The sequence below is a fragment of the Streptomyces rugosispiralis genome (assembly GCF_024505145.1).
Lineage (GTDB): Bacteria > Actinomycetota > Actinomycetes > Streptomycetales > Streptomycetaceae > Streptomyces > Streptomyces rugosispiralis.
In genome coordinates, this window is record NZ_JANIAA010000017.1 from 133267 (window position 1) to 151791 (window position 18525).

Genomic DNA, 18525 nt, shown 5'->3' on the forward strand with positions numbered 1-18525 from the left:
CGACTTTAGCCCGTGGTGCAGTCATGTGACCGATACCGCCGGTGGCCGCCGAGGCGCAGGCTGGAGACATGGATACCATCACGCTTGGAAACGTCGAGGTCACCCGCGTGGTAGAGGTGGCCCCGAGGGGCCTGCCACGTGGCTTCATCTTTCCCGACGTGGCCCCGGAGCACTGGCGCACGCACGAGAGCTGGCTGGCCCCCGAATTCCTGGATCCGGCCGCCGACGAGATCCTCACGATGATCCAGACCTGGCTGGTCCGCAGCGAGGGCCGGACGATCCTGATCGACACGGGCATCGGCAACGACCGGGAGCGGCCGGGCATGCCGCACTTCCACCATTTGCATACGAACTATCTCGGGGAGCTGGCCGCGGCCGGGGTCCGCCCGGCCGATGTGGACCTGGTGATCTGCACCCATGTGCACGGGGACCACGTCGGCTGGAACACCTCATGGTCGGACGGTGAGTGGCGGCCGACCTTCCCCAACGCGCGATACGTAATCCCCCGCGCCGACTTCGACTACTGGAACCCGGAGAACGGGAACCGGACCCGCTCCGGCCCCCGGATGGCGAATGTGTTCGAGGACAGCGTCGCCCCCGTCCACCGGGCCGGGCAGACCGTGCTGTGGGAGGGCGACCACTACGACGTCGACGCCCAGCTGCGCATCGAGCCCGCCCCCGGCCACACCCCCGGCTCCTCCGTGGTGCGGCTGCGGTCGGGTACGGATCGGGCGGTCTTCGTGGGCGATCTGATGCACAGCCCGCTGCAGATCGTGGAGCCGGACGCCTGCCCCTGCTTCGACGAGGACGAGCCCCGGGCGCGGGTCGCCCGGGGCCGGGTGCTGGGCGAGGCCGCGGACGAGGGCGCGTTGTTGTTCCCCGCGCACTTCCCCGGTGCGAGCGCGGTCGAAGTGCGACGTGACGGCGAGCGGTTCGCGGTGAAGGAGTGGGCGGCATGGCGGTGAGCGTGTTCCGGAACATCCGGTACGCGGCCGGGCCGACCGGCGCCGCGCGGTTCGCCGCGCCGGCCCCGGTACACGGCGTACCCGGCGCCGACGAGCCGGGGCCGACGGCTCCGGCACCCGAGCGGCGGTTCCCGGCGGACCTGAGCCCGCTGACGGGCCCGGGATGGGTGCGTGGCGAGGACTATCTGACGCTCAACGTCTGGACGCCACGGACCGACGGAAACGCCCCGGTGATGGTCTTCGTGCACGGCGGCGCGTTCATCTCCGGCACCGGCCAGGCGCCGGTGTACGACGGGACGTCGTTCGTCCGCGACGGCGTGGTCCTGGTCACCCTCAACTACCGCCTGGGCGCGCTGGGTTGGCTCGATCTGCCGGACGCCCCGCGCAATCGGGGTCTGCTGGACGTGCTCGCGGCGCTGCGCTGGGTGCGTGAGCACATCGCGGGCTACGGCGGGGACCCGGACCGGGTCACGGTGTTCGGGCAGTCGGCCGGAGGGATGATCCTCAGCGCGCTGCTGCTGATGCCCGAGGCCGCCGGGCTGTTCCGGGGCGCGATCAGCCAGAGCGGTGGGCTCTACGCCCTGACCGGCGCGGAGGCGGCGGAGACGACCCGCGCTCTGGCGGACCGGCTGGGCGTTGCGGCGACGGCCGAGGCGTTCGCCGACATCCCCGACGAGCGTCTGGTGTCCGCGCTCGCCGAGGTGCCCGGGGTGGGGCCGCGGCTGTCACCGCTCGGTGTGGTGTTCGACGGGCTCGACGACGCGCCGCCGCCGCATCCGGTGGATCTGCTGGTGGGCACGAACACCCAGGAGTCGCTGCTCTACCAGCGGCCGGAACAGAGCGCGGCCCTCGACGCGATCTTCCGCGACGCCCGGGAGCGGCTGGTGTCCCGCCACGGCAAGGCGTTCACGTACGACTTCGACTGGCGGGGCGGGCCGTTCGGCGCGTGCCACGCCGTGGAGCTCCCGTTCGTCTTCGACACCACCGATCTGCCCGCGCTCCGCACGGCGAACGGACTGCTCGGACCGGACGTCCCACCGTCGCTGGCCGCCGAGATGCACGGCGCGTGGGTGCGCTTCGCCATGAGCGGGGACCCCGGCTGGTCGGGAACGCACCGGTTCCACTAGGGCGTGCGGAGCGCGGCGCGGCGGCCGTGGCGGCGGATCGGTGTCCGCTCCGCGCGCGGGTCACGGCCGCCTCGTCGTGCCCCGGAACCGCCCCGGAACGGCCGTGGGTTCACCAGTCGCGGTACTCGTGGCGGCCATGGGGCGGGGCCGGGCGGTTCGTCCGGACCCGGGCGGGCTCCTCCTCCGGCGGCCACGTCGGCCAGACCGGCCGGGGCGGTGGTGGCGGGGTTCTGCGCGCACTGTCCGCCTTCTTCTCGTTCCACTCCCCCTCGCCCAGGACGAGCAGTGGATCGAACATGATGATGGTCCCGGCGATCACCAGGAAGATCACCGGGCCGATCAGCATGGGGAGGATCAGCGAAGCGGGCGCCTCACCGCCCACGGAGGCGCTGAGCACATCGTCCAGCCGCACGCTGACCGCGGCCATGCCCGTGTAGTGCATCCCGGTCACGGCGACCCCCATCACCATGCTCGACGCCAGGCTGGCGCGGAAACCTTGGATGGTCACGGCGGCCCAGAGGGCGGCGGTCGCGGCCGCGACCGCGATCAGGACGGAGAGCAGGACGGTCGGCACGGAGTACTCCAGATGCCCCTGCATGCGGATCGCGGACATCCCGATGTAGTGCATGCCCGCGACACCGAGTCCGGTGAACACACCGGCCGAGAGCAGCACCCCCGGGGAGGTGCCCCGGTAGCCGACCATGAAGACGCCGATGCCGACGACGACGATCGCCACGGCAAGGCTGAGCAGGGTGATCGGTACGTCGAAGCCGATCGGGGTCTCCTTCACATGGAACCCCATCATGGCGATGAAGTGCATCGTCCAGATGCCCGAGCCGATCGACGCGGAGCCGAGCGCGAGCCAGCCCGCCTTCCAGGAGCGCTGGGTGCGCACGGACCGGGCGGTACAGCGTAAGCCGAGGGCTCCTCCCAGACAGGCCATGAGGTAGGCCGCCAGCGGGGTGGCGGCCCCGTAGTTGAACCCGTCGATCGTGCCGTACATGTACGCTCCACCCTTTTCGCCGCGGGGATCCTGTGCAGAAACGTTGGTTCACCGGCGAGGGTAGGGCGCGGCCGAGCACGCCACCCACACATTTGGTCACGCATCGATAAAGGTGTCTCACCGGGCGTGACGGGATGTCACGTGATTCACCTCATGTCCGTTTTCCCCTTTGTCGTAGATGGGTGGTGTTGTGCCGGGGGCATGTGCCTGGCACAAGGGCGGCCCGGGGCGGCCGAGGGTCGCCGCGGGGCGGTGCGCGGGTGGCCCGGGGGCGGCGCGCGGGTGACCCGGGGTGGCGCGAGTGCGGCCCGGGGCGGCGCGAGTGCGGCCCGGGGGCCATCCGCGCCGCCCTCGCCCCGGAGCGTCTACGCCGCGGATGAGCCCTCCGGATGTCTTACGGCTTTCTTCACCGCTCGCTCCACCTCGAATCTGCTCAACCCGGCCGACGTGGCGTGCTCCGTGATCGCCGCCTGCACCCGCTCCGCCGCCGCACGCCACCGCTCCCACTGGTCCCGGCGCTCCTCGCCGTCCAGCCCGAACATCAGGCGATGCTCTGCATCGGCGGATTTTTGCAGGTCAATCAGCTCATCAGTCACCAGATCAGACATGCGAGCGATTCTAAGGAAACCGTACGAAGAAGAGTGCGGAGGCGCCGCGGGAGTTTTCACGCGGCGCCGGACCCGCGTATCCGAGCGGGCGATTCGCGGACGTCTTCTGGTCGGTTTCCGGAAAGAGCGATCAAAGGACTCCTGCGCTCACGCGGACGGGCGGATGATGAGAGGAGCATGACGAAGGGGGACGTTTCATGCGCAGCGAGGATCTCGCGGCATTACGCGACCGCGCCGAACGAGCCGCGGCCGACGCGCTGGCGTTGATCGCCCCGCCCCCGCCGGAGAACCCGGCCACCGAGAGCCCGGCCGTCAAGAGCCCTGCCACGAAGGGCCCGGCCACCGAGAGCCCGGCCACCGAGGACCCGGTGGCCCAGGGCTCGTCCGCCCCCGCCGGTTCGAAGGGCCCCGGTGCGGACGGCTCGTCCGACGGCCCGGCGGCCATGCGGGCGCCCGACGGCACTCGGTCCCCCGCCACCGCCGACCCCGCATTGCTCGACCGACGCATCGCCGAACTCGACGGACTGGAAGCCGAGTTGGCGGCGGCCGTGCCCGACGGGGACGCGCTGCTGTGCACCGTACGCGCCCGGCTCGGCGGCCTGTACGCCAACCGCTATGGGCGCAATCCCACGGACGACGACCGGCGCAGGGGCCTGCGGGTGCTGCGGGCCGCCCGCGCCCCTAAGACGCTCGACCCACGGGACGAGCGGGCCTCCGCCTTCCACCTGGTGCGACTGCTGCTGACGCCCGGTATGACGGCCGGATGGGACGGCACGCTGTCCCGTCTCCAGGAGTCCTTCGATTTGGGGCGCCGAGTGGCGCTTGGCGACCCTGAACTCACCGCCGATCTGACCGAGCTGCGGGGTCTGGTGACCGAGCTGGCGCCGACCCTCCCCGAAGACGCCGCCGAATCCCTGCTCTGGACGGCCGGCGTCCTCGAGCGGGTGCCCGCCGTCGTACGCTCCCGGGACCTCGATCAGATGGCCGACCTGGCCGCGCAGATGGCGCAGCGGCTGCCGGGCCGCAACTCCGAGCTGCTACGCACCCTGAGCGGCCTGGCCGCCGAGTTCTCCGGGTCCGGGGAGACGGGCGAAGGCGGTGCGGCTGCCGTAGGCGATGAGGTCAAGGCGATGGCGGAGTCCTCCGATGAGGAGACGGCCCTCACCTTCGCGGAGACCGCCCTCCTGCTGGAGCTCGAAGTGCCCGGCACCATCCGGGCCGAGGATCTGGGGGCCCTGGTCAACGAGGTGAGCAAGGGACCGGCCGGTGAAGAGGCGGAGACCGCGATGCGCGCCGCGATGAGCCGCATGGCGCACGGCATGCGCACGGGCGACGCCGACCGGCTGGCCGAGGCGGCCGAGTTGATCGGCACCGCCGCCGGTGCGGGATCCGGCCGGGTGGACTGGATGGCCGGGGTCATATCCCCGGGACTGCTGGCCGCGGCCAACATCCTGGGCGGCAATCTGACGGACCGCGACCAGGCGCGTGCCCGCCTCGACGCGCTCTTCGGCCCCGCCTCCGCGGTGTTCGAATCCGCCCACGCGACCGGGCCCGGCGCGGAGGGGCTGAGGCTGTGCACCCGTTGCATGCACCTGCAACTGCGCCTCACCGAGGCGCTGGACGAGCGGGACACCGAAACGCTGGAGGAGCTTCTGGACGAACTGCTCGACCTGCTGGAGGAGGCCGGCGAGAACAGCGAATGGCAGTTCCTGGTGCTTTTCCTGCTCGGACAGGCCCAGTTGAGCCTGGCCACGCTGGACGGCGGGATCCCCGCGCTACGGGCCGGCGTGGCCTACTTCGAGGAGGCGGCGAACCACCCGAGGCTCCCGAGGTTCGCACGGCCCCTCATGGACGCGCAGTGCGCGCCCCTGCTGGCCCTCTTCTCCATGGTCGAACCGGATCCCGCGCGGGTCTCCGAGGCCGTGTCCAGGGCCCGCCGGGCCCTGGACGGCCCCGCCTCGACCCCCGACCAGCGGGTGTGGATCCGGCAGGGCATCGGCCTTGCGCTGCTCGCCGTCCACAGGTCGACCGGCGACCGTGCCGACCTGGATGAGGCGGTCGGGGAGCTGGAACAGGCCAGGCGGGAACTCACCGAGCGCACCAACCCGGACATCCGGCAGAAGCTGCTGTGGGAGCTGGCCGAGGCGTACCGGCTGCGCGATGACACGGAGGCGGCCGTCGCCACCGCCCATGCCTCGCTGTGGGTGCTGGCGGAGGACGTGCTGCTGCAACTCGGCGCCGAGCACGGCCTCGAGGTGGCCAGGGCGGGGGCCAGCCGTGGGCTGCTCGCCGCCCACTGGGCCGCCGTGGACGGCCGGATCGAGGAGGCCGTGACGTCGCTGGAGAACGGGCGGGGCCTGGTGCTGCGCGCCGCGGCCGCGGCCGCCGGGGTTCCCGAGCAGTTGGCCGCCCGGGGCGAGGCGGAGCTGGCCGAGCAGTGGCGGACCGCCGTACGGGACCTCCCGCCCCGGGCCGCGTCGACCGGCGGCGGGCCCGCGCCCGGCATCGGCGGCGGTACCCCGGAGGAGGTCCGGAACGCGCTCGCGCGGGTCATGCCGGCCGGGGCCGCCCCCGGCGTCGAGATCCCCAGCACGCTGCGCCGCCGCGCGCTGGACGTGCTGCGGCGGGACAGCGGCGAGGCGCCGCTGCGCGGGCTGCTCGGCGCGCCCGGCATCGGGGAGTTGCGGGACGGGCTGCGCGCCACCGACTCCGACGCCCTGGTGTATCTGGTACCCGGGCAGGGCACCGCCGATGGCGTGGCCGTCCTGGTGCGGAGCACCGGTGAGCCGACTGCGCTGCCGCTGCCGGGGCTGGGCGCGCTCGGCCGGGAGCCGCTGGAGCGCTATCTGGACGCGGGTGCCCGGCGGTCGGCCGTGTCCGAGCAGGGCATGGACGCCCATGCCGAGGCCCATCGCGGCTGGGAGGCGGCGCTGGAGGGGCTGTGCGACTGGGCGGGCCCGGCCGTCCTCGCGCCCGTGCTGGACGCGCTGGACGCCCAGGCGGAGGACGGGCCCGGAGCACACGCGGAACCCGACGCGCCGGTCCGGCTGGTCCTCGTGCCGTGCGGCAACCTCGGTGCCGTTCCGTGGCACGCCGCCCGCCTCCCCGGGCCACGGCCCGACGGACGGCGCCCGTACGCGTACGCCTGCGAGGACGCCGTCATCTCGTACGCCGCGTCCGGCGGCGAGTTCCTGCGGGCCGCCCGGCGCGGCCGGGTGGCCGCGAGCGAGCGCGCGGTTCTGGTGGCCGACCCCAGCGGGGATCTGACGTGGGCGCAGGACGAGGTGACGGCCCTTCGCACGGCGTACTACACCGAGGCCCTGCTCTACGGCTGGCACGAGGACGCGGACGAGAGCGCGCTGGGCACCCCCGATGACGTGCTCTCCCACCTCCCCGGGGACCCGGCCGTACCCGCCGCCTCGCTGCTGCACCTGGTGGTACACGGCCTGGCCGGGCTGCGGCCCACCGACTCGGCCCTCCACCTGGCCGGCCCGGACACCACGAGCGACCCCGCGGACACCCCGGACCTGGGCAGGCTGACGGTGACGCGCATTCTCGACGTACCCGCCGGGGTACGACCCGCCACCGGGCCGCTGATCGTGCTCAGCGCCTGCGAGACGGACCTCAGCAGCCGTGACCACGACGAGGCGCTGACCCCGACCACCGCGCTGCTGGCGCGCGGCGCCACGGATGTGGTGGGTTCGCGGTGGAAGGTCTCGGACAGCGCCTCGGCCGCGCTGATGGTGGTCTTCCACCACCATCTGACCGTCGCCGGGCTGGCCCCGCCGGACGCCCTGCGCGCAGCCCAGCTGTGGATGCTCGACCACGACCGCCATCCCGTCCCCGGGCTGACCGGGCTCCTGCTGGCCGAGACGCAGAGCGACGCGGGGGGCCTGGGCCGGGCCGTCTCCTGGGCCGGATTCATCCACCAGGGCAACCCCGCTCCCCACGCACCCGTGGAAGGACGACAGCCATGACCACCGACGATCTCCTGGAGCTGCTGCGCCGGCATCTGCCGGAGATCCGCGCCTCGCTCACCGCCGCGCAGTTCAGTGGCTTCCAGGACAGTGTGCTGCGGCTGCGGGCCGCCGGAGACGACGCCAGGGCCGTGCGCGGCGCGGTGCGGCAGGTGCGGCTGGCGCTGCTGCCCCTCCCCCGTGAGACGGAACTGCGCAGAAAGCTGGACCAGTTCCGGTCCGGGGGCGCGGCGCCCTCCGCCGTCCTGCCGGACACCGACCGGCTGGCCGAGCTGATCCGGCTGCTGGACTCCGTGGACTGGCCGACGCTCGACCCCGAGAGCGCCGAGATCGCCCGGTCCGTACGGCAGCGGCTGCTCACCGCCCCCGCGCGGGGTCCTGAGCAGCTCACGGGCCCGGCCGCCGAGGATCCCGCCGGGGCCGGGTTGATCCGTCTGTCCGATCCCGAACGCGGCGACCGCTACCCGGACTTCCAATTCGATCCGGACACCGGTGAGCCACGGCCGGTGGTGCAGCGGATCAACAGAATGCTGCTGTCGGACCAGGACCCGTGGGGCGCCGCCGACTGGTGGCTCGGCGGCAACACCTGGCTGCGCGACGCGCCCGCCGCCCTGGTGGGGCGGGTGCCGGACGCCCGGCTGACCGAGGCCGCCGCCGCGCTGATCGGAGACGGCGGATGGTGAGGCAGGCGCCCCCCGAGGGTGCGCGCATGAGCCCGAACCTGTACGTCCTGAGCGCGGGCACCGAGCTGTGGCGCTGTCATGAAACCGCCTACGGCTGCACCGAGTTCAACCCCAAGCCCGCGCACTCCTTCTTCGGTGGCAACCGCTTCGACGCCACCGCCGAGGACCGGTATCCGTATCTCTACGCGGCCGTGGCACCGACCACCACCCTCGCCGAGGTGATGCTGCGGGACATGGAGTTCACCGGACCGCAGGGGCGGCGTCAGGTGCCGTGGGCGCTGGCGGCCACCCGTTCGCTGTCCAAGGTGCGGGTGACCGAGGACCTGGTCCTGGTGCGGCTGATCGAGGAGGAGGACCTGGCCGCGGTGTTCCAGACCTCTTGGCTGCTGGAGACGGACGAGTACGCGCAGACCCGCGCCTGGGCGCGGGAGATCCGGCGCCAGGTGCCGGACGCGCAGGGGCTGGTGTGGCAGTCGCGGCGACACCGCCCGCACCCCGCCCTGGTGCTGTTCGGCGACCGCTGCGGGGAGGAGCCGCTGAAGGCGGTGCCCGGCCAGGCCCACAACCTGGGCACGTTCGAGGGGGCGGGCGAGGCCAACCAGCTGCTGGCACCGCTGCGGGCGGTCATCATTCCGCCCGGTATGCGGACATGAGCCCGCGGGGCGGCGCGGGGGTCGCCGCCCCGCGACCCCGCCCGGCGCCGGCTCAGCCGGTGCCGGGCTCCGGTCCGTACAGCCGTACGGCGAAGCTGACCCGCAGCCCGAGCCGCAGCTGGTCGCCGTCGCGCACGGGGGTGCGCACACCCGCCGCGATCCGGGCGCCGTTGAGATACGTCCCGTTGCGGCTGCCCGCCTCGGGCTCCTCGACCCAGGCGGTACCGTCCGGCTCCACCGTGATCGAGGCATGACGGCGGGAGACCTTGTTCCAGCCCGTGAACGCGGCGGCGGTCCGCGGCGCCCAGTCCGGGTGACGGCCCAGGCGCAGCGGTGGGCCCGGGCCGTGGCGGAGCTCCAGACAGGGCTCGGTGCACACCAGCAGCGCATGGGTGCGCGCACAGTCGCAGGACGCGCAACGGGCGTCCCGGGGAGCCACCGGCGCACGGCAGTTCCAGCAGGGCGCGGACACCTCGCCCCCGGCCCGGGGCGGCGCGAACCGGGGTCCGGGCTGAGGTTCGGGGCGGGGTTCCGGCCGGGGTCCGGGCCGGGGTTCCGGCCGGGGTCCGGGCCGGGGTCGCGCCTCCGGGGCCTCCGCGTCCGCTTTCCCCGCCGCGTCGGCTCCCGCCGCCTCCGCCGGTTCGGCCACTTCCGCCGGTCCCGCCGGTGCTTCCGCCGGTCCCGCCGGTGCCTCCCCCTCCTCGTCGTCCGGCTCGCGCCACCACCCAGCCGGAGCGGCCCCACCGCTCATCGGCCGCCGCCGTAGCCGAGCCCCGCGGCCCCGGTGCGTACCACCCGCAGGTCCAGCGCCACCGTCCCGTCCGGGGCGGGCCGCACACCGGTGACGGTGACCGCGGTGCCCGCCAGCTGCTCCTGGTCGAACAGCGCCCGTGCCAGCGGGTTGATCAGATGCGTCTCCAGCAACATGCCGATGCCCCGGCCGCCATTGTCGACATCCGCCGTGCAGTACGTGGACAGCGCCTGGTGCGCCTCGTCGGAGAGACGCAGATGCACCCCCTGATCCTCGCGCAGCACCCGCTGGATGTTGCCCACCTGGGAGTCGAAGATCTCGGCGGCCACCTTGGCGTCGATGTAGTCGAAGACCACCACATTGCCGCCGAACCGGTTCATCAGCTCCGGGCGGCCGATCCCCTCCACGAAGTGTTCCTTCACATTGGCCAGGATGATCTCCTCCAGCTGGTGGTACGGCATACCGGGCTCGGCCACCCGCCCTTCGCGCCCGCCCTCGCCGGTCCGTTTCCTGACCCCGAGGTTGGAGGTGAAGATCAGCACGCATTCGCTGAAGTACGTGGTGACCCCCTGACCATCGGTGAGCCGGCCGTCCTCGAGCACCTGGAGGAACTTGTCGAGCACCCCCTTGTCGGCCTTTTCGATCTCGTCGAAGAGCACCACCCGGAAGGGGTCGTTGCGCACCGCCGTGGTCAGCTCACCACCCGCCTCGTAGCCCACGTAGCCCGGCGGCGCGCCGAGCAGCCGGTCCACCGAATGCGGTGCGGAGAACTCGCTCATGTCGAAGCGCAGACAGGCGTCCTCGGTGCCGAACAGCAGCTTGGCCACCGACTTGGCCAGCTCGGTCTTGCCGGTGCCGGTCGGCCCGGCGAAGAACAGCACACCGCGCGGCCGGCTGCCGGGGTGGGACGCCTGGGCACCGGACAGGCCGAGCGCGGCGCGCTTGAGGATGTCGAGGGTCTTGCCGACCGCCTTCTCCTGGCCCTTCACCCGCGCCCGCAGATCCGCCTCGCCCTTCTTGATCTGCGCGCGGATGTAGTCCGCCCGCCACGGGTTGTCCTTGACGCCGAGCTGGTAGACCCGGACCGCGTCCCGCATCTCGGCGAACGACAGCCCGCGGTCGAGCGCCATCCGGGCGCTCTCCCGCATCGCGCGCAGGGTCAGCCCGGCGGTGGCGCGGGCGAAGGTGTCCAGGTCGTGCTCGTCCGGCCGCCGTCGCTTGTCGAGCCGCACCGGCCCGTCGTCCCTGTCGTCCCTGTCGTCCCCGTCGTCCTCGGGCGCGGACGCGGCGGTGTGCTCCACGGCCAGCAGCTCGGCCATGCGCCGTCTGCTGCCCAGGTCGGGCAGCGGGATGCCGATGGTACGGACCCGTTCGCTGCCCGCCACCAGCCAGGTGGGCAGGTCGCGTTCCCCGTCGGCGAGCCAGATCACGGGGTTGAACAGCCGCCGTCCGCTGCCCGGCGAGGAGATCGGCCGCGCGTCCTCGGCCAGCTTCAGGCAGTTGAGGAAGAAGTCCCGCTCCGCATCGCTGAGCCGGGTGACATCGGTGGGGATCCGGGCGGCATAGTCGATCAACAGCACCACCCGATAGGGCTGTTGGCGCTGTACCGTGTCCGGGCGGGGGCGTCCGTCCGGTGTCTTCGGCTGCCGCCCCTGCTGCTTCCAGCCGGTGACGATGTCACCCAGGGTCCGCTCCGCGTCGGCCAGGTGGACGGGGGTGTCGGCGCGCCGGACACGCCCGGGCCTGGTGGCGTCCCGCCCGTGCAGCAGCTCGCGGACCTCCTTGGCCGCGGGGCCCGCGACGACGGTGAAGCCGTCGGCGATGTCGAAGCGGATCAGCGCCTCGTACCCCTCCTGCCACAGCGCGTTCCACAGCACCTCGGTGAGGGTGTGGTGGGCGTCGTACGTCCGCTCGGGGCCGCCCTCGTCGGGGTCCTTGTCGTGGCGGACGAGGTGGATGTCCCGGATGCTGCCGTGCAGGACGTACTGGGAGTGGACGCTGAGCGTGCCGACCAGCTCCTCGGCGAAGGCCGGGAGAGTGCGGTCAGCGCGGCCCGGAGACGCGGGGCCCGGAGACGTGGGGCCGCCCGGGGACGTTGGTGCCTCGGTCATGACTGCGTCTCCTGGTCACGGTGGCGGACCCTGGGTCCGGCGCGGTGGTCATGGGCGGGGCGGGCCGCCGTGCGCGGGACCGGCCGCGCGGGTGGCTCATCGAACTCGAACGGCACGCTGAGCCCGGCCCGTTCGGCCAGCTTCCGCAGCTCCCGCAGATGGTCGGGGGCCTCGACGCAGCGCTGCCAGTCCAGGTCCAGATCGTCGTCGGTCTCCTCGGCGGGGTCGCGCTCGCGGTGCATGGTGGAGACCCGGGCGGTGCCCTCGGCTTCCACGCTGATGCGCAGCCAGTGGTCATCGCCCCAGCCCGGCGGGGTCCAGTCGATGAACTGCACCGCCCCGGAGGTGGCGTATCCCGCGCTCTCGGGCTCCGACCGCTGGACCGCCGCGCGGATCACCTCCGCGGCGTACATCCGCTGGTACGCGTCGACCCGCTCTCCCACCCGGGCCGCGACGCGGGTGCGCTCGGCCTCCTCCAGCGTCCCGCCCCGGTGCAGAAAGCGCTCCAGGACGGCGATCTCCGCCCCGGCGTCGGGCAGCGGAACGGGGGTCTCGGGGTGGTCGGCGCGGAGGAAGGCGAGCTGCTGGGCGGCCCACTCCTCGGTCTCCTGCCGCCGCTCGGCGTCGCGCGTGACCCGCTCGGCGAAGCGGGCGGCCTCCCGCAGATGACGCTTGGCCGCGGCGGGCCGCTGGGCGGCCACTTCCGCGGCGACGGTGACCTTCCCCTCCACCAGCCGGTAGTCGGCCACCGCCACATTCCGCGGCAGCGTGGCCAGCAGGTCCGCGCCCAGCCGCAGCACCTCCTCCTCGCTCGGGGCCGCCGAGGCGGCGGGCGGCGGCTGCGGCAGCGCATCGCGCGCCTCGGCTTCGGTGGCGGCCTCCTCGTACGCCTCCAGGGCCTTGCGGCGGCGGGCGCGCAGGGCGGCGTGCCAGCCGGAGTCCGCGGGGTGCGCTCCGGCCACCGGGCGGGCGGCGGCCTCCATAGTGGCGCGTGCGTACGCGACCTCCGCGTGGCGCAGCCGGCGGTCGGTGTCGGCCAGCCGTCGCCACACCTCGTCCAGGCTCATGCCGGTCAGGGACAGTGGCGGCGGCAGATCGGGCGGCTCCGGGGGCCCGTCGGGTCCGGCTGCCGTGGCGTCCCGCCGGACGCGCGCGAGCAGCGTGTCACGGCGGGCGTTGGCCCGGACGGCGGCGAAGGCGGCGTCCCGCCAGCACTCGGCGGCCTGCCGCGCGTCCAACTGCCGCTGCCGCAGCTCGGCCTGGTACTCGGCGGCGCGGAGGGCGGCGGCCGCGAGCACCTGCGCCCCGGCCATGGTGGCGCGGCCGACGAGCAGCGCCCCGCTGAGCGACCCGAGGCCGATCAGGGCGGGCATCATCAGGTCGTGCACCTGGTCCATGGCGGCGTGCAGCGCATGGCCCCCGGCGTTCTGCACGGCGTCGCCGATGTGCTGTCCGACGCCGGTGGTGAGGTGGTCCGAAAGGCCGGTGCCCTGGACCGTCTGGTGCGGCACCCCGGTGTTCTGGACGGTGTCCTGGACCGTGTTCTGGAACGTGTGCTGGAGGGTCTCGGCGGCCGGAGGCTGGGGGAAGTACACATCCGGCATCACATCGCCGATGATGGGGATCGCCTGGCCCGAACTCATATGACACTCCCTGACGTCGGCGGGGCGGCCGCCCTCGGCCGGCCGGGGCGGACCCGGTCGTCCCGGCCGCGCAGCTCCGCCACATAGCGGCGCCAGCGCCGCGTCCGGTGCCAGGTCCACCAGAGAAGGACGGCCACCGTGGCGATCGGCCACACCCAGGGGGCGTAGGCCACGGTGGCCCACAACAGGGCGATGGCCGGGAGGATCAGCAGGCCCTGGACGGGGAAGCGCGAGCCGGGGCGGCGGATGAACCGGGCCACCGGCCGCGCCCGGTCGATCAGCAGCCCGGCCAGGGAACGGTCCGGGTGGTAGCCGGGGCTGCCGATGCGATACGCCGTCCACAGCTCCAGGGCCAGGACGGCGGCGGCCGCCGGGACGGCCAGCATCCACGCCGTCAGCACCGCGCGCTGGGCGGGCCATCCCGTCAGATCGCCGAGACCGATCACGAAGATCCACGGGAAGACGAGGCCGACGGCCCCGCCGAGGGCCCAGCCGAGCGTGGGCAGCATGTCCTGTCTGCGCACCCACAGCGTGGCCACGTCCAGGTCGCGCTCCTGGCGGAGCAGGGCGCGCTCGTCGTTCACCCGGCCCTGCGCCTCCGTGGACTCCTGTTCGGCGAATCCGGCCAGCCACTCGGCCAGTTGCATCCGCACCAGGTCGTCGGGGTCGCGCAGCAACCGGCCGTACCAGGCCACCGGCTGCGGGAACGCCGCCTGGACACGGGCGGTCCGCTCCTGGAGCCTGCGCCGGTGCGCGGTGGGGGCCGCGGCGAGCGAGAGGAGGGCCGCGAGCCGGGAGCGGTCGAGCCGGGTGGCGGCGCGCACCTCGGCGCGGCGGTCGCGCAGCCGGGGCGACGCGTGCAGCGCCTCGTCCACGGTGGGCTGCCAGCGGGAGCGGGCCGTCAGCCAGCGCTGCTGCACCTCGGCGAGCCCTTCGCCGCCGGGCCGTGAGTCCAGCAGCGGCAGGATGGTGTGGTCCCGCAGGTCCGCCACGACGGAGAGGGCGAACTCATCGCCGCGCCCGGCCTCCCGCAGCAGATCGCCCAGCCCCGCGTGGTCCAGCGGCACCCCGCGGTAGGAGGCGTCGAGGGTGGGGCCGAGCCACGAGATCAGCCGCACCATCGTGGCCGGCTTGGGCTCACGCGGCGGCGTGGCGGGGTGCTGCGGTTCCAGGAGGCCGAGCAGCGCGGTCAGTTCCTCGGCGTCGCGGCCCGGGGTGCCCTCGAACTGCCTCAGCCACGACGTGAATTCACCACGGCCACGCCGTCGGGAGAGGAGTTGCCGGGCGGGCCGCCAGTTCTCGCTGAACGCTCGGGCCAGCTGCTTCGGCCGGGTGTAGCGCTCGTCGAGGAAGGCGAACGGCTCGATGTCCGGGTCGTCCGCCGGGTCCGAGGCGCCGGGGGCCGCGCCCGTGTCCCAGGGGGCGACCGGCGGTGCGCCGCCCACCAGCCACTGCGCCACCTCGTCGGTGCCCCAGCGGTGGTCGGGGTCGCGGGTGAGCAGCCCCCGGCACAGCAGCCGCAGCCGGTGGTCGGTGACCAGGGACAGATCCGGGGCGCGGGAGCTGATCTCCTCCCGGACGAAGTCGTTGTCGGTGAACCGGATGGGGTGGCGCCCACCGGCCATCTCCGCGACGATCATGCCGAGCGACCACCAGTCGGCGGGCGGATGGATCAGCTGGTTGCGCAGCGAGGCCTGCGGGGACATGTAGAGGGCGGTGCCGACCCAGCGCTCGTCCCGGGTGTAGCGCTCGGCGGGCTCATGGGCGGAGACGGCGAAGTCCACGAGGACGAGGTCCGGGGCGGCCGGGTCGAGGCTGCCGAGCACGATGTTGGCGGGGCTGAGGTCCCGGTGCACGATGTCGAGTTCGTGCAGGGTGGTGAGGGCCTCGTGCAACTGCCGTACGACGCTGTGGATGAGCACGGGGTCGGCCGGGCCGGGATTGTCCCTCAGATATCCGGCCAGATCGGTCTCGCCGTAGGAGGGCGCCAGGTCGTACGGATGGCCGTCGGCCCCGGTGTCGCTGGTCTCGGTGAAGTGGGTGAGGTGGCGGCGCGGCCGGTCCCGCAGCGGCTCCCACACCCGGCGGTCCGGGGCGTGGCCGCGGTGGTACCACTTCAGGATGTGGCTGCCGCGGTCGTCCTCGACGCGGTAGACGGCCGCCTGGTGCGGATGGTCGGGGCGGCGCAGCACGGCCCTCAGACGGAACCGGCCGCGCAGTGAGACCGGCAGCGTTCCGGTGTCCCCGCGCAGGTCGCGACCCCCGTCCACGACCTGCGCGGAGGCCGCCGAGGGGATCTCGTCCTCGGTGAGCCCGGCCGATGCGGCGGCCGCCGACGGGGGCGGCTCCTCGTGTTCGGTGAGCGGCGGCCCGGCGTCGTGTGCGCGCGGCCGCTCCTCGGGCTCCGCGGAAACCCCGTACTCCTCGTCGTCCTCGTATTCCGTGGCGGGCGGTTGCTGGTGCGGATGGGTCACAAAGGTCACCTCCTGAACGGGCAGGCGCTGTTGGATTCATGACGGCGACAACGGCGGCCGGGGGCCGCCGGGCCGTGGATCAAGAAAGCGGAACCCTGGAAATCGGAAATCTGTTCCAGCACCGGTGAATTACCGGCGGTACAAAGTCCGGCAGGGAACGGGCACCGGGAGACCGATTTCCTCTTTCTCGGCCGGTCGCTAGCCTGGTGACCATGAGTCAGGAGCCGTTTGAGTCAAATCTGCCCACATACGATCAACTCCTGGAAGAACTCAAGGGCATACGCAGACCCGGCCTGCCGGATCTGCGCGGCATCGATCGTCCGGCGCTGCGCGCCGCGGCCGTGGCGGGCGGCTTCTGCGATGGCTCCGACGACGCCCCGGCCGGTATCGAGGCGCTGCTCAAGGAGGCGGTGCGGCGCCTCGGCGAACGGGATCTGCTCGGCCAGGCCGCGGCCCACACCTTCGGGCTGCTCCCCGACCGCCGGGGCGCGCCCGCCCATGACCGCCGTAAGACGGCCGCCGCAGTGTACGGAGTCACCCCCGAGCGATTCCGCAAGCACCAGGAACCGCAGGTCGTCCAGCAGCTCGCGGAGGCCGTGCTGACCATCCTGCGCGAGCCGCCGGCCCTCTCCGGCGGACCGGGCTCGACGGGACGGAGCCCCGGACCGGGCCCCGGGGCGCGGCTCCCCGGCGGACCGAGCGCGGCCGGGCAGGGCACGCTCGAAGGGAGCGGCCGAAGCGGCCGCAGCGACCGGACCGGCCGGATCGGTCAGGAGCCTCCGCTGCGGGTCGACAGTGTGCCGGTGGACGCGCAGAGCACGTTCACCGTGCATGTCTCGCCCATCGAACTGCTGCGGGACATCGAGGTGCTGGTCTCCTCGGAGAACGTCTACCTGGAGATGTCCAAGACCTTCCGCCCCACCGTCTCCGGCGCGCTGCGGCTGGCCGCCGCCGTACGCGACCCCGCCGGGGAGATCGTCGACGATGTGCTCGCCCGCGAACTGGCCGCGTGGCTGCGCGCCCACGGCCGCCCGGGGCTGCCGATCCGGCCGGGCACGGTGGTGCCCACCTCGCCGGGAGCGCTCGCCGCGCGCGGCGTCCGGCGGATCTACCACGCCGCGGTGGCCACACCGCTGGACGATACGTACGAGGTCCGCCCGGAGAGCATCGCCCGCGCGGTCAGCGCGTGCTTCGCGCTCGCCAGGGCGGAGCGCGACCGCTACGAGCCCGCCCTCTCCTCCATCTGCTTCCCGCTGCTCGGCGCGGGCCGGGGCGGACTGGCACCGGCGGTCAGCGCGACCTGGCTGCGCTGGGCGATCCGCGACGAACTCGCCCGGGACGCCCGCTGGCGGGTGCACCTGGTGGTCCGCGGCCGGGAGATCGCCGAGGCCGTGGGCGCGCTGTGACCCCAGCGGCGGGGGCCAGGACCGCCCGGACCACAACCGCCCGGCCCTCAGCGGCCGGGGCCACAACCGCTCGGCCCTCAGCGGCCCGCACCACAACCGCCCGAACCCCAGCAGCCCGCACCACAACCGCCCGGCCCTCAGCAGCCCGGACCACAGGCGCCCGGCCCCCAGCAGCCCGCACCACAAGCGCCCGAACCCCAGCGGCCGGGTCCACGGCCGCCCCGGCCACAGTCTCCCGGCCCGCCGCACGCCGTACCGACCGGCCCGGCGCCCCCGCTCAGGGGCGCCAGCTCGCACCGGTGAGGGCGATCCCCGCCCGCCGCAACCGACGCTCCAGCGCGGCCAGTTCACCGCGCCGCGGCACTCCGTAGAGCCGCACATCGCCGTCCCCCTCGACCATCTGCAAACGCGGCCCGCTCTCCGTCCGGGCCAGATGCTCCTGGTAACGCGCCCACCCCCGCGCCGTACGCGGCCGGATGCGCTGGTTCGCCGAGCCGCGCCACACCAGGGCGGTGGGCTCGGCCACCCGGAAGCGCCCGGTCACCAGCGCATCGGCGTGGCGGACGGCGGCGGAGCGCGCCGCGTCGGCTTCCACTTCCTCCTCCTCGTATCCCGTGTACAGGAGGATGTCGATCTCGCGACCCGCCGCCGGACCGCCCGGCGCCACCGCCTCCGCACGGGCCCGCACCGCCCCGGCCAGCAGCGCCTCCAGGGCGGCGGGCTGGTCGAGCGGCTCGCCGCCGCTGACCGTCAGCCCGTCGGCGCCCCGGGCCAACGCCGCGCGCCACAGGCCGAGCAGGGACGACACCGCACGGGAGGCGCCGCCCGACGGATCCCAGGTGTGCCGGGACATACAGCCGGCGCAGGCCAGCCCGCACCCCTGGGACCAGATGCCCAGGCGCCGCCCCGGGCCCAGGGTCTCCACCGGAAAGTGCGTCTGGCTGATCCGGAGCGTAAGCTCCGCGCACTCTGGAACGTTCTCCACCGACCCATCTCCCATTCCCCCGAGGTCGTGTTCCGGGAGTCATGATCAATGAGGCGTTCCCCCGGAACCGTTCCAGTATGACCCGGCGTCAGGTGTCGACGAGGGCGTTCTCCGGTCGACTTCCGGGCGTTTTCAGGAT

13 protein-coding genes are annotated in these 18525 nt (G+C 73.7%); 6 read left to right on the top strand and 7 right to left on the bottom strand.

Features of this window, described 5'->3' with window-relative positions; genetic code table 11:
* Nucleotides 1-68 precede the first annotated feature (68 nt).
* Both NP777_RS24540 and NP777_RS24545 read left to right on the top strand, forming a co-directional pair.
* Nucleotides 69-965: an MBL fold metallo-hydrolase gene (locus NP777_RS24540; protein WP_256652338.1), complete on the top strand. Its 897-nt coding sequence runs from the start codon at nt 69-71 to the stop codon at nt 963-965.
* The gene (locus NP777_RS24545) at nt 956-2092 is read left to right on the top strand and encodes a carboxylesterase/lipase family protein (protein ID WP_256652339.1); all 1137 of its coding nucleotides are present in this window, start codon (nt 956-958) and stop codon (nt 2090-2092) included. Before NP777_RS24540 ends, NP777_RS24545 begins: the two co-directional genes overlap by 10 nt.
* Nucleotides 2093-2201: 109 nt before the next feature.
* On the opposite strand, the gene NP777_RS24550 is transcribed toward NP777_RS24545, so the two are convergent.
* Nucleotides 2202-3095, bottom strand: a complete 894-nt coding sequence (locus NP777_RS24550; RefSeq protein ID WP_256652340.1) for an MHYT domain-containing protein — start codon at nt 3093-3095, stop codon at nt 2202-2204.
* A gap of 365 nt (nt 3096-3460) precedes the next feature.
* Nucleotides 3461-3703: a hypothetical protein gene (locus tag NP777_RS24555; RefSeq protein ID WP_256652341.1), complete on the bottom strand. Its 243-nt coding sequence runs from the start codon at nt 3701-3703 to the stop codon at nt 3461-3463.
* Nucleotides 3704-3900: 197 nt separating this feature from the next.
* Between NP777_RS24555 and NP777_RS24560 the strand changes: the two genes are divergently transcribed.
* Genes NP777_RS24560 through NP777_RS24570 form a run of 3 tightly spaced genes read left to right on the top strand, consistent with a single transcriptional unit; the run spans nt 3901 to nt 9016 of the window.
* Nucleotides 3901-7680 (top strand): CHAT domain-containing protein, encoded by a 3780-nt coding sequence (locus tag NP777_RS24560; protein ID WP_256652342.1) that lies wholly within the window; start codon nt 3901-3903, stop codon nt 7678-7680.
* Nucleotides 7677-8363: a hypothetical protein gene (locus tag NP777_RS24565; RefSeq protein ID WP_256652343.1), complete on the top strand. Its 687-nt coding sequence runs from the start codon at nt 7677-7679 to the stop codon at nt 8361-8363. The genes NP777_RS24560 and NP777_RS24565 overlap by 4 nt, the downstream gene beginning before the upstream one ends.
* A 26-nt stretch (nt 8364-8389) precedes the next feature.
* Nucleotides 8390-9016 (top strand): RES family NAD+ phosphorylase, encoded by a 627-nt coding sequence (locus NP777_RS24570; RefSeq protein ID WP_256652344.1) that lies wholly within the window; start codon nt 8390-8392, stop codon nt 9014-9016.
* Nucleotides 9017-9068: 52 nt separating this feature from the next.
* Here NP777_RS24570 and NP777_RS48155 read toward each other — a convergent pair whose 3' ends face one another.
* The 4 genes from NP777_RS48155 to NP777_RS24590 all read right to left on the bottom strand — a co-directional run bounded on the left by NP777_RS48155 (nt 9069) and on the right by NP777_RS24590 (nt 15995).
* Nucleotides 9069-9455: an FHA domain-containing protein gene (locus tag NP777_RS48155; RefSeq protein WP_256652345.1), complete on the bottom strand. Its 387-nt coding sequence runs from the start codon at nt 9453-9455 to the stop codon at nt 9069-9071.
* 308 nt (nt 9456-9763) lie between these two features.
* Complete coding sequence (locus tag NP777_RS24580; protein WP_256652346.1) at nt 9764-11878, bottom strand: AAA family ATPase; 2115 nt, start codon at nt 11876-11878, stop codon at nt 9764-9766.
* Nucleotides 11875-13521 (bottom strand): hypothetical protein, encoded by a 1647-nt coding sequence (locus NP777_RS24585; RefSeq protein WP_256652347.1) that lies wholly within the window; start codon nt 13519-13521, stop codon nt 11875-11877. The genes NP777_RS24580 and NP777_RS24585 overlap by 4 nt, the downstream gene beginning before the upstream one ends.
* Nucleotides 13518-15995 (bottom strand): protein kinase domain-containing protein, encoded by a 2478-nt coding sequence (locus tag NP777_RS24590; protein WP_256652348.1) that lies wholly within the window; start codon nt 15993-15995, stop codon nt 13518-13520. The genes NP777_RS24585 and NP777_RS24590 overlap by 4 nt, the downstream gene beginning before the upstream one ends.
* A 212-nt stretch (nt 15996-16207) precedes the next feature.
* Here NP777_RS24590 and NP777_RS24595 point away from each other — a divergent pair, with 212 nt between their 5' ends.
* A complete protein-coding gene (locus NP777_RS24595) occupies nt 16208-17401 on the top strand; it encodes an Appr-1-p processing protein (protein ID WP_256652349.1) in 1194 nt (397 codons plus the stop codon).
* A gap of 277 nt (nt 17402-17678) precedes the next feature.
* Here the strand turns inward: NP777_RS24595 and NP777_RS24600 are convergent, their stop codons facing one another.
* The gene (locus NP777_RS24600) at nt 17679-18386 is read right to left on the bottom strand and encodes a 4Fe-4S cluster-binding domain-containing protein (RefSeq protein WP_256652350.1); all 708 of its coding nucleotides are present in this window, start codon (nt 18384-18386) and stop codon (nt 17679-17681) included.
* Nucleotides 18387-18525: the final 139 nt, after the last annotated feature.

What these genes read in the sequence shown, in the direction of transcription:
- NP777_RS24560 (WP_256652342.1), top strand. Translation starts at nt 3,901, where the DNA reads ATGCGCAGCGAGGATCTCGCGGCATTACGCGACCGCGCCGAACGAGCC.
- NP777_RS24555 (WP_256652341.1), bottom strand. Translation starts at nt 3,703, where the DNA reads ATGTCTGATCTGGTGACTGATGAGCTGATTGACCTGCAAAAATCCGCC.
- NP777_RS24580 (WP_256652346.1), bottom strand. Translation starts at nt 11,878, where the DNA reads ATGACCGAGGCACCAACGTCCCCGGGCGGCCCCACGTCTCCGGGCCCC.
- NP777_RS24570 (WP_256652344.1), top strand. Translation starts at nt 8,390, where the DNA reads ATGAGCCCGAACCTGTACGTCCTGAGCGCGGGCACCGAGCTGTGGCGC.
- NP777_RS24595 (WP_256652349.1), top strand. Translation starts at nt 16,208, where the DNA reads ATGAGTCAGGAGCCGTTTGAGTCAAATCTGCCCACATACGATCAACTC.
- NP777_RS24565 (WP_256652343.1), top strand. Translation starts at nt 7,677, where the DNA reads ATGACCACCGACGATCTCCTGGAGCTGCTGCGCCGGCATCTGCCGGAG.
- NP777_RS24585 (WP_256652347.1), bottom strand. Translation starts at nt 13,521, where the DNA reads ATGAGTTCGGGCCAGGCGATCCCCATCATCGGCGATGTGATGCCGGAT.
- NP777_RS24540 (WP_256652338.1), top strand. Translation starts at nt 69, where the DNA reads ATGGATACCATCACGCTTGGAAACGTCGAGGTCACCCGCGTGGTAGAG.
- NP777_RS24545 (WP_256652339.1), top strand. Translation starts at nt 956, where the DNA reads ATGGCGGTGAGCGTGTTCCGGAACATCCGGTACGCGGCCGGGCCGACC.
- NP777_RS24550 (WP_256652340.1), bottom strand. Translation starts at nt 3,095, where the DNA reads ATGTACGGCACGATCGACGGGTTCAACTACGGGGCCGCCACCCCGCTG.